The following is a 14,178-nucleotide window of genomic DNA, read 5'->3' on the forward strand; positions in this document are numbered from 1 at the left end:
GCAACCCATTACCGCCTCAGGGCGTGACCTGCCACAAGGTCGGCCGGTTTATAGGCATGAGGCCTGTCTTGTCTCCACCGTGGCGAGTGGTCCTGACGTATGGAATTGATCTATGAATGTAACGGTCAACCGATCTTGCTAAATCGGGGAAGTCCTTATGAGCGTGGGTCCCCGAAAGTTGATGGGAATTCGACGCGGCTTGAGCATGGATCGCCTCATCGACTAGCTCGCCACGTGCCGTCCGCTTGAATCCGCCGCCCCTCAACGGACGCTCCTCTCGGCGGTGCGATTGTCGGCTCAGGGTCGACGTGAGGCGGTCGCGTCAGGCAGCAGTAGGCCGGGTTTGGCTGAAGCTGCCGGCCGCGGCCTCTCGTACACAGACTGGCTGTCTCCGTCCTACGGTTTGTTGCAGTTAGCTCGACGAGGTATTAAGGGGTGGAGACGCGGTGCTGTTTCGCCGGTGATGGCAAGTGCAGTGAGCATCGGACAAAATTTCCAGAAAAATACTAAGAACGGAGGCAGCTTGCGGACGGTCGAATACCGCTTTTCCACTATTTGGCGCATCGATGCGCCAGTGCAGGAAGTTTGGGCGGCAATCCAGGATTCGGCGCGCTGGCCCGAGTGGTGGAATAACGTCGAGCGCGTGGACCAGCTAGAGGCAGGTTCCGATCAGGGCGTGGGCGTCGTACAACGCTATACGTGGAAAGGCTGGTTGCCCTATCGCCTCGTGTTCGATATGCGGGTGACGCGTGTCGACCCGTTGGTCGCGCTGGAGGGGGAAGCCAGTGGCGACGTCGAAGGGGCCGGTCGGTGGACCTTTTCGACCGACGGACGCAACCTGACCGTGGTCCGCTATGACTGGTGCGTGCATACGAACCGTGCATGGATGAATGCATTGGCGCCGTTGTTGCGACCGGTTTTCCAGTGGAACCACGATGCAGTGATGCGCGAAGGCGGCGCGGCGCTAGCGCGGCGGCTGGACGCGCGTCTGCTTGGCATCGAGCATGGATGAAGCCAGCGCGGCAATGGATTGAACGCTCTGCAACGTCTCCCTTTACCTCGATGGTGTCTCTTGGCATCGAGGCAGATGACGCGCTTGAGATGGTGCAGCACACTGGCGTTTGAACCCGGGCGGCGCCGGATGCGATGAACCATCGGTCGCTGTCCGGCCACCAAGCGACGTTCACCAAGACCTTCACACGGACGTTCGAACAACGCTCCGCCCCGGACAGCGGACTTACGCCCGTGATCATGTGATCGACGTTCGGCCTCCCTGCGCTGCCATGATCATGTTGGTGACGTCGGTGTCCACCGGCATCGCGAGCACCGGCGGCCTCCGTATCGCGATAGGTCGGGGAAGTGACCCAATCGTCAGGCAGAAGGCACGGGAATTAAAGGGCCGAAAACCTGCGCTCAAGGACGGGCTCCGCGCCACTCATGGCAAGTGCCCTGCCGAGCGTGAGCCCATCCGGGACTCGACTCCCGTCGGCGGCGACGACGATGTTCAGATCAGTCTCGACGCCGGCCGGCACGGCTCCGCCAGCGGTATAGAGAATTTTCATGGTGCCGGTGCAATCGGAGTTCACCGTGTAGGTTCCATTCTGGTTCAGATTAAACGTAGTCTGCCCCCCTTTCGGCAGCCCGCCGATAACCCCGAAGTCGGTCCGCGTAAAATCGCCTGCGCCGTCGAACGTCAACCAGGGCGACCGCCGGGGCCGTCGGCCTGCGCGGCGCCACTTAGCAAGGTTGCTGACAGAATGCCCAATTGCTTGATCTTCATGATCATCTCCTTGTCACCCAATCAGACGCGTAACATGACGGCGCGCAGGAGCCCATTGCCTGGCGGGATGAGGCGCCCAATTCAAACAAATGAAATTAAAAAATCAGTGCAGTGATACCTGGCTGCCGCTGTTTGCGGAAACGAGCGATAAGCGAAAGAGGGGTCGTCGATGCGATCGGCTTTTCCCGCGTGAGATGCGAGAAAGCCTCGGCGTTGGCCAAAGTAATTAGCTGGCGAAACGCTTAACCAAGCAGTCATTTTCTGCTCGGTGTCGGCAGGCACGTGCAGAAGGGGCGCACGAAAGTCCGCGAGAACCGATATCGATGCCGGTAACTGACATGAAAGGCATGTCCCGTTCGACTATGCACGCGGTAGCGAAGCGGTTCCCTATGGACCTAGCCTCATTTGGCAAATGACATTTGCCAAATGAGGCCATTCCGTCGGTCCGCTGCCACGTGGCAAGATGCACTCAGCCCACGAAGAACACGACGAGTGCCTGGACGACTTCGTCCAGATGCGTCACGCGATGTCGACGCTACCGAACGGCACAACCTGTCGAATTGTTCTTCGGATCGCCATATAATATGGAGAACGAATTGTTTAATTTTTTTGATATAAACAGCATACTCAGTCAATTCCCGGACGAGGCGGATAGTACAATTGTTGACGTCTATCTCACCGATGAACCCTCTGCAAGCTCAAGAATCTTTCGTGTTTATTACCCGATTCCTCGGCACTACCACGAAACGTGCGAAGAACATCTCTACCTCCTGACCGGTAAGGTTGCCTTCGCGATTGAGGACGAAGCGCCTCGCGTCCTCACTGCGGGCCAGTTAGTGACCTTTGAGCGAAACACCGTACACGCGATAACTGAAATACTCGAGTCGCCAGCAATCTTCTTTACAGTTGACGCTCCTCGTCGTGTGCCGACCGATGTCGTATATGTGAATCCGGATGACGAAAAAATCCGACCTTTTGTGACCCACCTGGGAAGCTACTAAAGGTCAGCGTGTGGCGGCAGGAAATCAGACTATCAACCTGCCGTTTCCTGCTAGTGAACGACCGGTTTAGAGAAACGCGAAGGGCTGCTTCCCCTGCTTGAAGTGCGTCAGGTGCTCTACAGGACGTTTCTCAAGCTTGATAACGAAGTGAAGGCCATCGTCAGAATTGATCCGGTCTGCCGGCGGCGCATGACGGTGCCCGGTGTAGGAGTCGTTACCGCGCTGGCCTTCAAGGCCGCAGTTGATGACCCGAGCCGTTTCAAGTCTTCTCGAACCATGCCTGCCCATTTCGGGGTGACGCCACGGCGCAATCAGACTGGCGAAGTGGACAATCCGGGAAGAATTTCAAAGGCTGGCGACCCTGATGTGCGCTCCGCGCTCTACATCGCCGCACATGCGCTGGTTTCCCGAAGCGCCGCCTGGTGCGCACTTAAGGCCTGGGGGCGTGCGACTGGCCAAGAGTCGCGGGCATCGCCGTGCCGTGGTTGCCGTCACGCGCAAACTTGCTGTCATTCCGCATCGCATGTGGATCGACGGCTCCGACTTCCGCTGGGAATCATTGTAGGTGACGGCATGATACAAACCGCTCACCAACATTGACTTCCACTGAGAGCGTCCGAAGCGTGGACGATGGTCTGGAAGAAGCCCCAAATGACGGCGGCGCCCCGAGTGCGTCCATAAGCGAGGCTCTCCATTCCTGTCGGACCAATGCGTGCAGCGCGCCGTGACTCTCGAGCCGACTGCGAAAAGAAGCGTGACCCGCGCCAAGGACGTTTCCTAAACCCAACCACCGGAGATCGACCCTTGACATCACCGCCCAATTAAAGAGGCGGTTCTTTGCGGTCGCATGACGAACGTCTCTTGATGCGTGACGACCCGCCATTTGGCGAAGTGACGTGGATCGGCGATTCGTAGGGGTTGGGCCCGTTTGGTGTTCAGGCGCCGTGTGAGGGGGGCAAACTTCGATTGCCACCTGGTGAGCAGCCGGCTCCCGTATGCGACGATAAGCACGAGCGCCGCGAAATACCAGCCGCGAAGGCCCCGGGGCGCCCAAGGTCTGCTGCTCAAATAAACCAAGCGCGGACGTAACGGTCTCCAGAAGCGCATTGTGCGGCCCTGATCCACGAAGTCGTCATCGTCGACGTTGACAACTCGACGAGCCAGATCGTGCTCGTCACCGATTGGAAGGGCAGAGTAGCGCTTGTTACCCATTCGTCCGAGCTGAACGACGGAAACGCTGACCGTCCAATGGCGACGTCGACACGAATTAACAGCGTGACCCTAATCTAGATCAATCAACGAAGCAGTTTTTGTTTCCGGCATCCAAAGGTAACAAATAAGGGAGAAGAAAATGCAGAGCGAAACATACCAAAAGAACCAGTTTTCATGCCCAATCTTTTTAGTCCACAGCGCGATATATTCTACCGTTCCGCTAAAAAGTGAAACACTAATGGCATAGGGAACCGCCAGGCCGAAGGAGCGGACTTCGACAGGAAATAGCTCAGCTTTAGTAATGGTGCTGACTGACGAATACATTGCCACAATTGCAAGTGCTGTCATAACCAAGGTGAAAACCATGAACGGGTTTTTTATGCCAGCGAGAAACGTGAAAAAAGGAACGGTTCCGAAGGTTCCTACCATTCCGAAAGTTAGGAGCAGGGGGCGACGCCCGATACGATCTGATAAGGCTCCAAAAACCGGTTGAATTACTGTGAACCCAATTAACGACAGCACGGAAATAAGGCTGGCCGTACTTCTGTCCATGCCTGCACTGTTTACGAGGAATTTCTGCATATAGGCGGCAAAAGTATAGTTCGCGACAGAACCACCCAATGTCAAACCAAAAACCATCACACAGGCCTTCTTATGCCGCATCGCCTCGCGAATTGCGCCCACTTTTCGTGGAGTCTTGGCGTGTTTGGCAAAAGACTCAGTTTCTTCCATGTTCCGGCGCAGGAAAATGCCAATGAATGCAATTAATGCACCAATAAGAAAGGGAATGCGCCATCCCCAGCTTTGCAGCTGCGTCGACGTCAAAAAGAACTGCTGAAGCAATACGAGGGTCGCCATCGCCAGAAGCTGCCCAAGAGAAATTGTGGTGTATAAGAAACTTGAATAAAATCCACGCCGCCCCTTGGGCGCTGTTTCGCTCAAATAAGCGGCCGCGCTTCCGCCTTCCCCACCAAGGCTGAGACCTTGTAAAATTCTGGCGATAAGCAAAATGATGGGTGCCGCGATCCCGATGGTCTGATACGTCGGAGTCGTGCCAATCATAAGCGAACCAAAACACATCATTGAAACGGACACCAGCAGCGCTGATTTACGGCCTTGACGGTCAGCGTAAATCCCTAATATCCATCCTCCAATCGGGCGAACGAGAAAACCAATGGCAAACACGGCCGCGGATTTAAGTAGTGCTACGGTCTGGTCACCATCCGGGAAAAAGCCTTTGACAAAATAAAGCTCGAGCGCTGAATAGATAAACCAGTCATAATATTCGAGCATATTGCCTATGGAGCCACTAAAGATACCCCATAGCCGCCTTCGCATATTCATATCAGCATTGAAATTGCCATGCGACGACTGCTGTTGATTTTGTCTTTCCCCGCCAACATAAATACTTCTTTCTGCTTGTGGTTCTTGCATCATTCCGTCTCTTTCCATGTAATAACGTAGGTTGGTCAGCATCTCGCGCACGTGATCCGGTTTCGTCCTGCCGTCGCTGTCCGGATCGTAGATGCGGTAGTGAATGATTCAGTGCTCCTGCGTCAATGCGATAGCGGTCACGAGCTCGACTACCTGGTTCAGTACCTTGTCAGTATTGTTCAATTTTCAAACGCGCTCAGAAGGTTTGGCAGTCCGCAGCACCGGTATCCGTCGCCACTGTGATGGTCCTGTTCGCGGGAGTGACTGGTGCCGTCTCTTCCTTTTTCAGCGTTGGACGACGGCGCGTGCGAATCTTCGGTGTCGGCACCGACCGACACGGTTTGTTCTCCCCGCCAATTACCCGTGATTCGGGTGGCTCCCTAAAAGCTGTCCCATTCTTCAGCCTGGGCGGTTTGCACCACCCGCACGGGCTGATGTGCGGACCGCTTCACGGCTGCCATGGCCGGCGTCCTGGCGCGCGTCGGCGCCGCCGTGTGCGTCGGCGCGACGGAACGGCTGGCGTCGGCGTCGCGCGAGGCGTTCAGCCTGAACATCGATACGGACGCTTTCAGATCGTTCGCCTGCGACTCGAGCGAGCTGGCCGCGGCCGCCGCCTGTTCGACCAGCGCCGCGTTCTGCTGCGTGACTTCGTCCATCTGCGTGACGGCCTGGTTGACCTGGCCGATGCCCTTGCTCTGTTCCTGTGATGCGGCGGTGATTTCACCCATGATGTCTGTCACACGCCTGATCTCGTGCGTGATCTCGCGCATCTTCGCACCGGCTTCCCGTACCTGGCCGGCGCCTGCCCGCACGCGCTCCACGGAATCGTGGATCAACTCCTTGATTTCCTTGGACGCCGCCGAGGAGCGCTGCGCGAGCGAGCGCACTTCCGAGGCGACCACCGCGAAACCCCGCCCCTGTTCACCTGCCCGCGCGGCTTCAACAGCCGCATTGAGTGCAAGGATATTGGTCTGGAAGGCGATACCCTCGATGATGCCGACAATGTTGGCGATTTTGTCTGAGCTGGCGTTGATGCCTTCCATGGTTTCGACCACGCGCGAAACCACGGTGCCACCCTGCTCCGCCACCGAAGCAGCCTGCGCAGCGAGCTGGTTGGCCTGACTGGCATTGTCGGCATTCTGGGTGACGGTCGAGGTCAGTTGCTCCATGCTGGACGCCGTTTCCTCGAGCGAGGCGGCCTGCTCTTCGGTGCGCTGCGACAGGTCCTGATTGCCCGCCGCGATCTGGTGCGTGGCGGTGGCAATCGAGTCGGCCGACACCTTGATCGTGCCGATCGTCTGTGTGAGCTGCTCCTGCATGCGCTTCATCGAGAACAGCAGGCTTGAGCGGTCATCCGGCGCCGTCTTCACCACAGCAGTCAGATCGTTATCGGCAATCCGGTTGGCGATCTCGGCGGCATAGGACGGCTCGCCGCCCAGTGAGCGGAGGATGCCGCGGTTGAGCAGCACCACCACAGCCGACAGGGCACCTGCCAGTACCACCAGAATCCCCAGGCTCTGGTACAGCGACGAGCGAAATGCCGCGTCGATGTCGTCGACATAGAGCCCCGTCATAACAATCCAGTCCCACGGCTGATAGGCCAGGCTGTAGGCAATTTTCGGAGAGGCCTCGGGGGCTCCCGGCTTCGGAGCGCTAAATGCGGTAAAGCCCTTGCCGTCGCGCTTGATGACGGCAACGATATCCCTGAAGAGGTAAACGCCGTTCGGATCGTGGTAGTCGTCGGCGTCCTTGCCATCCAACTTCGCGTTCGCCGGGTGCATCAAGACCCTCCGCTGCGAATTGATGATCTCAAAGTAGCCGTCCTCGCCATACCGCATGTTCCGGAGGCGGTCCATCGTCCGCTTCTGAGCTTCCGCCAAAGGCATGACGCCGGCGGACACGTCTTGGCCAGAGGACTTGACGACACTCAGGGCGATTTCCGCCGCGTGTACCAGGTCGGCTTTGCGCTCCTCCAGCCGCATTTCTCTCGTCTGGTAAGCGTTATAGATCGATATTCCGGCGAGACACAGCAGGCTGAGGATCAGTGGCAACCAGAGTTTTTGTACAAACGATAGTTTCATAGAATTACGAATCTTTCAGTTTAATAATTGTAAGCAACTACATACAAAACTGTATAACGGCACTTTAACCGGAAAACTTCAGACAAACATGCGGGTTGTGCACCTCGCGATGATTCGATGAACTTCAATCTCAGAGATAGTCCAGCCACCACGCCGACGCCCACTGGCTCTTGCTCCCGGGCCTGCATCCAAGCGCCCAGCTGCCACGTCCGTTCCCGCGAAGCGCCCGCCAGGGCAAGGTACCCACGGGGAAGCACGACGCTGCCCGTTGCGTACGGCTCCGTCCGAATCGCCGCGACGCCACGATTTGCAAAACGCCTGTGATCATCGACAAGCCCGCACGCCGACATCGCGATCTGGCCTCGGCTTGCTGCGGGTGCGTCGTTGGACAAACGGAGGTACAACTTCATCCGGTGTTCGCTGCCGCGACCGTTCGTCGGGATAGGGCTAAACGTTAGACGTCGGGTCGCTCGGGGCCTCCGGTGGGCGTTCGTAGTCGCGCGGGTGAACGGCCGTGTTTCGGCGAGGTTGGGCCATTCGGAGAAGCTCACTGAAAGGCTGCAACGCGATCGCAGCCTGGCGAGGATTGAAGCTGCGCATGCCCATTGCATGAGGCAGCACGCGGCCACGCAGCGACGTTCGCCAACGCGCTCGCAGGTCCGGCCGATCGGCTGGTCCCGTTCGAGGTTGTGTAAAAACGCCCTGGTCACCTAAGTCCTGATCGCCTGGACTGAGTCAACGGATTCGGCGAAGGTGGCGGGATGAAACGATGCATAGAAGGCGAAGACCGCAGGCAGGCTGCGGTTCTTCCGACTGTCTGGATGACTTCGTTGCCGGGGATAATCCTGTCAGGATTCGCACAAGCTGTCGTAGCCATCGACAGCAGTAAGTTCAAGGCGGTAAATAGCCGCGACCGTAACTTTGCCCCCAACAAGATCGCGAAGCGCCAGGAGCAGATTGAACAAAGCATCCAGCGCTACCTGGACGCGATGGAAACAGCGGACCGCACCCAGCCCGCGGAGGCTGGAGCGACGACTGCGCGTCGCTGTCCTAAGCTGGTCGACCAGCTACCCGGAAGTCGAGCGCCTTCACCCCTTGCGGAACACAGGCGCTCCCCATGGCGCACCGATCGTGCCGCCGTCAACGACGATTTCCGCCGCCGTGATTCCCGAAGCATCGTCGGACGCGAGGAAAAGCACGGCCTTGGCAACTTCTTCAGGTGTGGCGAGGCGAGCCATCGGAATGCGCGGCGCGAACGCTTCTTCGGTCCCGTCGATCGTTGCGCCGGCCCGTGCGCCGCGCGTCCAGATCGGTGTGCGCGTGCCGCCGGGAATCACGGTGTTGACGCGAATGCCACGCTGCACGAGTTCGGACGCAAACACCTTTGCCATGCCGGTGATGCCCGCCTTCGTTGCGGAATAAGCGGCCGACCCGGGCGAGCCCAGCTCGCGCATCACGGAACCGTTCAATACGATCGAGCCTCCGGCGGTCATCAACGGCAGCGCCGATTGAACCGTGAGAAAAACAGCGGTGAGATTGGTGCGAAGAATCGCCTCAAATGCAGCAGCGGTCGTGCCGCCGAGCGGCGTCGGACCGGAGATTCCGGCGTTGGCGAACACGATGTCGAGGGATCCGAATGCTGCCTGGATCCGCTTGAACATCGACTCGATCGCGGTTTCATCATCGAGATCGGCCTGAATGCCAAGCGCGTTCTCGCCGAGCTCGGATACTGCCTGATCCAGTTTTGCGCGATCGCGGCCGGTGATCGCGACACGGGCGCCTTCGGCGATCAAAAGCTTCGCTGCAGTCAACCCAATGCCGCTGTTGCCGCCAGTGACGAGTGCTGTCTTTCCAGTAAAACGCATATCTTTCTCCTGTGCATTACGCCGCGAGATCACGTCCAAAGCCACCCCTGCTGACGGCGCGAAAATCTCGCAAAATCTCTGTTAAGCAGCGCAGGACAGCCGCTGCATCGGAACCGGCACGAGCGTCGTCAACACCTCATTCTGTATGTTGATCATCATGCTGAAATTCAGTATTATGCTCATCATGCAGATTGTCAAGCGTGATGAGGCGAAACAATGGGTTACTCGCAGGCACAAAAGGCTGAAAGCAGGCAGCGGGTTGTGGAGAACGCGTCACGACAGATTCGCGAACACGGCATCGGAGCGCTCGGCGTCGCCGACTGCATGCGCAGCGCGGGGCTTACACACGGCGCGTTTTACGGCCATTTTTCGTCGCGTGATGCGTTGATCCTGGAGGCGCTCGAGCACGCGGTTAGTCAGAGCGAGAAGCGCATTGCGTTTCACGCAACCGGTTCGGGAAAGCGTGGGGAAACGCCTCTGCAGTCTATTGTCGAGGTTTTCCTCAATGTGCGTCACGCGAAAAATCCCGGCAATGGATGTGCGCTGTGCGCGCTCGCCGGGGGAGCGCGGCATGCGAATCCGGACGTCAGGGAACGGCTTACGGGTTACGTGCGCAAACTGGCGTCAAAAATAGCGCAAGCCGCATCTAGTGATAGCAAAGACGCTGCCCTCGGTATCGTCGCGACCATCGTGGGGGCCATTGCGCTTGCGCGCGCCGTGGATGACGACAAACTGGCGAAATCGATTCTCTCCGCGTCGCTCGCGCTGGTCATGAGAAGCTGAGCAATCTCTCTCTGTGCGCCCACGCCTTTTCTTGATTTGCGTCCGCCTGCACCGTTTGGTCGTCGTTCGGACTTTCGGATGTCGGATCCGCATCACCAAACGGCCGTTCGACTGATCCAGGCGAGCGCTGCTTCTCCGGCCAATCTAAGGTTAAGGCTGGCCATTGACGTGTGCGAACGACTGCTTGCAGATGCGCCAGGGGAAATCGATCTCTGCGGTTTTCCAGACGTCAATCAACCGTGCCATGCGACTCGCGTTCCATACCGCCTGCCACGGAAGCGCGAGCAAATCGCATTTGATACTCGCTCGGCGAAAGACCGGTCTTGCGCTTGAACAGCTCCCGAAACGTACTGATGTCTCCATAGCCAACACGCTGGCTTACTATCTCAAGCCCGATGGGCCTGGACTCCAGCAACTGTTTAGCTACTTCGATGCGCAGGTTCTGCAGATACGTCAGTGGCGCAAGGCCTACTGCCTGCTTGAAACGCCGGTTAAGCGTCCGTTCGCTGACAGCGAGCCAGGCCGCGAGCTCGCTCAGCCGAAACCCCTGCTGAAGTGTCGCCTCCATGCGCTGTTGAGCTCGCGCGACGAGCGAATCGACATGTCCGTGGTCGTCGAGCAACTTCGCGTAAGACGCTTGAGAAGTCCGGTTCATGTCGATCAGTAGCGACCTGGCGGTCATCGCGGCAAGCTTCTCGCCGGCGAACATCTCGACCAGCCGTACGGCGAGATTGAGATACGACGTCACCGAACCGCCCGATAATGCCGTCTTGCCAGGTCAAGACTTCCCGGGCACGAAGTTCGACACGGGGATACCGTCGGGCGAAGTCAGCCGCGTTGGCCCAATGTGTGGTGGCGACCCGACCGTCCAGTAAGCCTGCCTCTGCAAGCAGATAGTTGCCGGTGCAGTACGCGGCCAGCACGGCGCCTGCCTTGCGCTGGCGCCGTAACGCGGAAGACAGCGCATTCAACTGCTCACGTCGGCCGATGAACTCGTCCATGTTAGAAAAAAACGGGGCCGTTAGCAGGATGGCTTCTGCACGTTTGCGCGGATCGATTTTGCCGTCCACGGGAATGCCTTGGCCCGACGCAGCCGTGACTGGCTGTCCGTCTAGCGATTCCACCCGCCACGCGAACATGGGTAAAGCTTTGGACCCACGCGCGACAAACTTGCCGCTCAGGTGGTTGGCGGCGTTCAGGACGTCGATGGGTCCAGCGACGCCCGACGCCAGAATTCCGTCATAGACCCAGATCCTGATCGTGATCATTTGCGCATGTGTCTGATATTCCTCGAACAATGGCAATGCTGCCACTTCCAGGTGCACCCGTAAAGACCGATTATCGCCACATCGAAACACCTGAAGAAGGAGTGGCACGATGCCAATGATCGACGCACTGTGGCCGGACGACGCCTTGACGCCTGAAGCGGAAGCACGGCTGGTTAAAGAACTGACTGACATCCTGATCAAAGCGGAAGGCTATGACCCGGGTAATCCGATTGCGCAAAGCGTAACGGTGCTTTATCTCCATCGGCCGGCCGCGGTATTCGTCGCAGGAGAACGCTCGAAGGCTGCGCGCTACCGGATCATTCCGTCGGCGCCAGAGGGGCAATACACTGAAGAGTCACGTAGCGCATTGGTTAAAGCGGTTACGGAAGCGGTGGCTCGCGCCGAGAACCGACCGTTCGAAGAGGTCGCGCCGCGCGTCTGGGTTTTTCCGACGGAGATTCCAGACGGCACCTGGGGCAGTCGTGGCGCCATCTGGACGCTCCCGGACATCCACGCAATCCTGGCCGGTGAGCCCGAACGAAGCGTCGGTGAGGATCGACTCGCCCGGAGACGACGGGAAAAGGCACGCATCACGCTAGTAGCCGCAGTCAATGCCGCTAGCGCAGGGACTTCCAGGTCCTAGCAGCGTCTCTCGCGTCCTGTTCAGCGAGACGGCAGAGGATGCCGCGCTCGCTAACTTTTTCCATACTACCGATGGAGAATCCGATATGAAATTCAACGATACCGCGTCAGTCCTCGATCCTGCCGGCGGCCTGCCGTTCTGGCTGGCCAGGCTAGCCGAAAATGCAACGCTTGAGCCGACTGTGCTGAAGCGTCCGGTGGAGGGGCGAACTGACATCCTGGCGGTGATCAAGCACGCTGTTGCGCTCTACGAGTTTCAGCATCACAGCTACGAGGGCGAGATCGGTAACGGAATCTATATGGAATCCTACCGATCGCGGATTCAGGGCGTGCCGATTGAAACTCTGCTCGTGGCGCACGTGAACGAACAGGGTGAGGCTGATTCCGTGGTGATCAACCATCGTCCGCTGAATGCGGCGATGCTGTTTTCGAAGCTAATGTGGGAGCGAGTCGACGAGCGGTTCCGCGACCTCTATCTGACAGGACCGGAAGCCGACGCCATGAGTGCGGCCTCTAGCGAGAGCGCAGACCTGAATGCTCACTTAGGGATCGCGCAATACGCGTTGGAGATAAGAGCGGATTGATCGTGTGCGCCGATACGGTTCCGCTTTGTATTGCAGTGTATATCCTCGCCTGTCTGACACGTGCGATCACAAAAGCCACCTTCGTCGACACATGTGAGATACGTCTGCACGCTCAAATAGTTCCGTCGCGTGGCGAGTTCGCGGAGTAACGCAGCTGACAGATCGATCGCATTTAAACCCTACGCATTGCATATGCGTGGCCGACCGCGCAGGCAAGAGCCAGATTCCTCGTCGGAGAGGTCGGTGCCGACGCCCTCATGGACATCGCGGGCGAGTTACCGCGGTGCATGCGCTAATTTTTTTAATCGTCAATGTTGCATATGCAACACCACAAGGGCGCTCTGTGCCCGTTCTCATGAGTCAAGGAGTTTGCAATGAAAGTCGTCAAAGCCGCCGCAGTCCAGATCAGCCCGGTGCTGTACAGCCGTGAGGCCACCGTCGCAAAAGTCGTGCAAAAGATCCACGAACTGGGCCAGCAGGGCGTGCAGTTCGCCACGTTTCCGGAAACCGTGGTGCCTTATTACCCGTACTTTGCGGCAGTCCAGACGGGCATTCAGCTTCTGTCTGGAAAAGAGCATCTGAGGCTGCTCGACCAGTCCGTGACGGTGCCGTCTCCCGCGACCGACGCAATCGGCGAGGCGGCTCGGAAAGCAGGCATGGTGGTGTCTATCGGCGTCAATGAGCGTGATGGCGGAACCATCTACAACACCCAACTGCTCTTTGACGCCGATGGCACCTTGATTCAGCGCCGCCGCAAGATCACGCCTACGCATTTCGAGCGGATGATCTGGGGGCAGGGTGACGGGTCTGGTCTGCGCGCCGTCGATAGCAAGGTCGGTCGCATTGGTCAGTTGGCATGCTTCGAGCACAACAACCCGCTGGCGCGCTACGCGTTGATTGCGGACGGTGAGCAGATCCATTCCGCCATGTATCCGGGTTCCGCCTTCGGCGAGGGATTTGCCCAAAGGATGGAAATCAATATCCGTCAGCATGCCCTGGAGTCCGGCGCCTTCGTCGTGAACGCAACGGCCTGGCTAGACGCCGACCAGCAGGCGCAAATCATGAAGGACACGGGCTGCGAAATCGGTCCGATCTCGGGTGGTTGCTTCACCACCATTGTGACGCCCGAGGGCATGCTGATCGGCGAACCGCGCCGCTCGGGCGAGGGCGAGGTCATTGCCGATCTCGACTTCACCATGATCGACCGACGCAAGCTGTTGATGGACTCGGCCGGTCACTACAACCGGCCGGAACTGCTGAGTCTGATGATCGACCGTACCCCGACTGCGCACATTCACGAACGTGGCGTCCACGGCAAATCGATCGCAGAACAAGGCCAGGACGATGTCGGCATCACGGTTGACTGAGCATGGTGAATCGACCGCAGCACACCCGAAAGTCATATCGAGGATTGCCACTGCCAGCGCTGTATTGGTAGCGCTGACGTTACCCCTTTCGCCAAGCTACGCGCGGCCACTGTCCAATGTCAGCACTGATGCGACGATCGCGCATAAGACGACCACGGGGA

12 protein-coding genes and 1 pseudogene are annotated in these 14,178 nt (G+C 58.3%); 8 read left to right on the forward strand and 5 right to left on the reverse strand.

The genetic code is table 11. The features are described 5' to 3' along the window. The first annotated feature begins 523 nt into the window (after positions 1-523). A complete protein-coding gene (locus P0D89_RS16570) occupies positions 524-1,012 on the forward strand; it encodes an SRPBCC family protein (RefSeq protein WP_408359113.1) in 489 nt (162 codons plus the stop codon). Positions 1,013-1,391: 379 nt separating this feature from the next. Here the strand turns inward: P0D89_RS16570 and P0D89_RS16575 are convergent, their stop codons facing one another. Then, complete coding sequence (locus tag P0D89_RS16575; protein ID WP_408358940.1) at positions 1,392-1,697, reverse strand: hypothetical protein; 306 nt, start codon at positions 1,695-1,697, stop codon at positions 1,392-1,394. A 667-nt stretch (positions 1,698-2,364) separates the two neighbouring features. On the opposite strand from P0D89_RS16575, the gene P0D89_RS16580 reads away from it, so the two are divergent. After that, positions 2,365-2,781 carry a cupin domain-containing protein gene (locus P0D89_RS16580; RefSeq protein WP_408358938.1) on the forward strand — a complete coding sequence of 139 codons (417 nt, stop codon included), beginning with the start codon at positions 2,365-2,367 and terminating at the stop codon, positions 2,779-2,781. 111 nt (positions 2,782-2,892) lie between these two features. After that, a complete protein-coding gene (locus tag P0D89_RS16585; RefSeq protein ID WP_408358936.1) occupies positions 2,893-3,381 on the forward strand; it encodes a transposase in 489 nt (162 codons plus the stop codon). Positions 3,382-4,062: 681 nt separating this feature from the next. On the opposite strand, the gene P0D89_RS16590 is transcribed toward P0D89_RS16585, so the two are convergent. After that, positions 4,063-5,337, reverse strand: coding sequence for an MFS transporter (locus P0D89_RS16590; RefSeq protein ID WP_408359111.1), 1,275 nt, complete (start codon positions 5,335-5,337; stop codon positions 4,063-4,065). 470 nt (positions 5,338-5,807) lie between these two features. After that, entirely contained in the window at positions 5,808-7,508 is a 1,701-nt protein-coding gene (locus P0D89_RS16595; RefSeq protein ID WP_408358934.1) for a methyl-accepting chemotaxis protein, read from the reverse strand. An 866-nt stretch (positions 7,509-8,374) separates the two neighbouring features. On the opposite strand from P0D89_RS16595, the pseudogene P0D89_RS16600 reads away from it, so the two are divergent. Continuing rightward, a pseudogene (locus tag P0D89_RS16600) lies at positions 8,375-8,551 on the forward strand (IS5/IS1182 family transposase); the annotation flags it as partial. Between the two features lie 45 nt (positions 8,552-8,596). Here the strand turns inward: P0D89_RS16600 and P0D89_RS16605 are convergent. Next, on the reverse strand, positions 8,597-9,373 hold the full coding sequence (locus P0D89_RS16605) for an SDR family NAD(P)-dependent oxidoreductase (protein ID WP_408358932.1): 777 nt from the start codon (positions 9,371-9,373) through the stop codon (positions 8,597-8,599). A gap of 216 nt (positions 9,374-9,589) precedes the next feature. On the opposite strand from P0D89_RS16605, the gene P0D89_RS16610 reads away from it, so the two are divergent. After that, entirely contained in the window at positions 9,590-10,156 is a 567-nt protein-coding gene (locus P0D89_RS16610; RefSeq protein WP_408376918.1) for a TetR/AcrR family transcriptional regulator, read from the forward strand. Positions 10,157-10,385: 229 nt separating this feature from the next. Here the strand turns inward: P0D89_RS16610 and P0D89_RS16615 are convergent, their stop codons facing one another. Beyond that, a complete protein-coding gene (locus P0D89_RS16615; RefSeq protein WP_408376919.1) occupies positions 10,386-10,865 on the reverse strand; it encodes a helix-turn-helix domain-containing protein in 480 nt (159 codons plus the stop codon). A gap of 668 nt (positions 10,866-11,533) precedes the next feature. On the opposite strand from P0D89_RS16615, the gene P0D89_RS16620 reads away from it, so the two are divergent. The 3 genes from P0D89_RS16620 to P0D89_RS16630 all read left to right on the forward strand — a co-directional run bounded on the left by P0D89_RS16620 (position 11,534) and on the right by P0D89_RS16630 (position 14,017). After that, positions 11,534-12,067 carry a tautomerase family protein gene (locus tag P0D89_RS16620; RefSeq protein WP_408358924.1) on the forward strand — a complete coding sequence of 178 codons (534 nt, stop codon included), beginning with the start codon at positions 11,534-11,536 and terminating at the stop codon, positions 12,065-12,067. Between the two features lie 85 nt (positions 12,068-12,152). Further along, on the forward strand, positions 12,153-12,650 hold the full coding sequence (locus P0D89_RS16625) for a hypothetical protein (RefSeq protein WP_408358922.1): 498 nt from the start codon (positions 12,153-12,155) through the stop codon (positions 12,648-12,650). 374 nt (positions 12,651-13,024) lie between these two features. Beyond that, positions 13,025-14,017: a carbon-nitrogen hydrolase family protein gene (locus P0D89_RS16630; RefSeq protein ID WP_408358920.1), complete on the forward strand. Its 993-nt coding sequence runs from the start codon at positions 13,025-13,027 to the stop codon at positions 14,015-14,017. Positions 14,018-14,178 lie beyond the last annotated feature (161 nt).

This window comes from Paraburkholderia sp. RL18-085-BIA-A (assembly GCF_046027075.1).
In the GTDB taxonomy this organism is placed as follows: Bacteria; Pseudomonadota; Gammaproteobacteria; order Burkholderiales; family Burkholderiaceae; genus Paraburkholderia.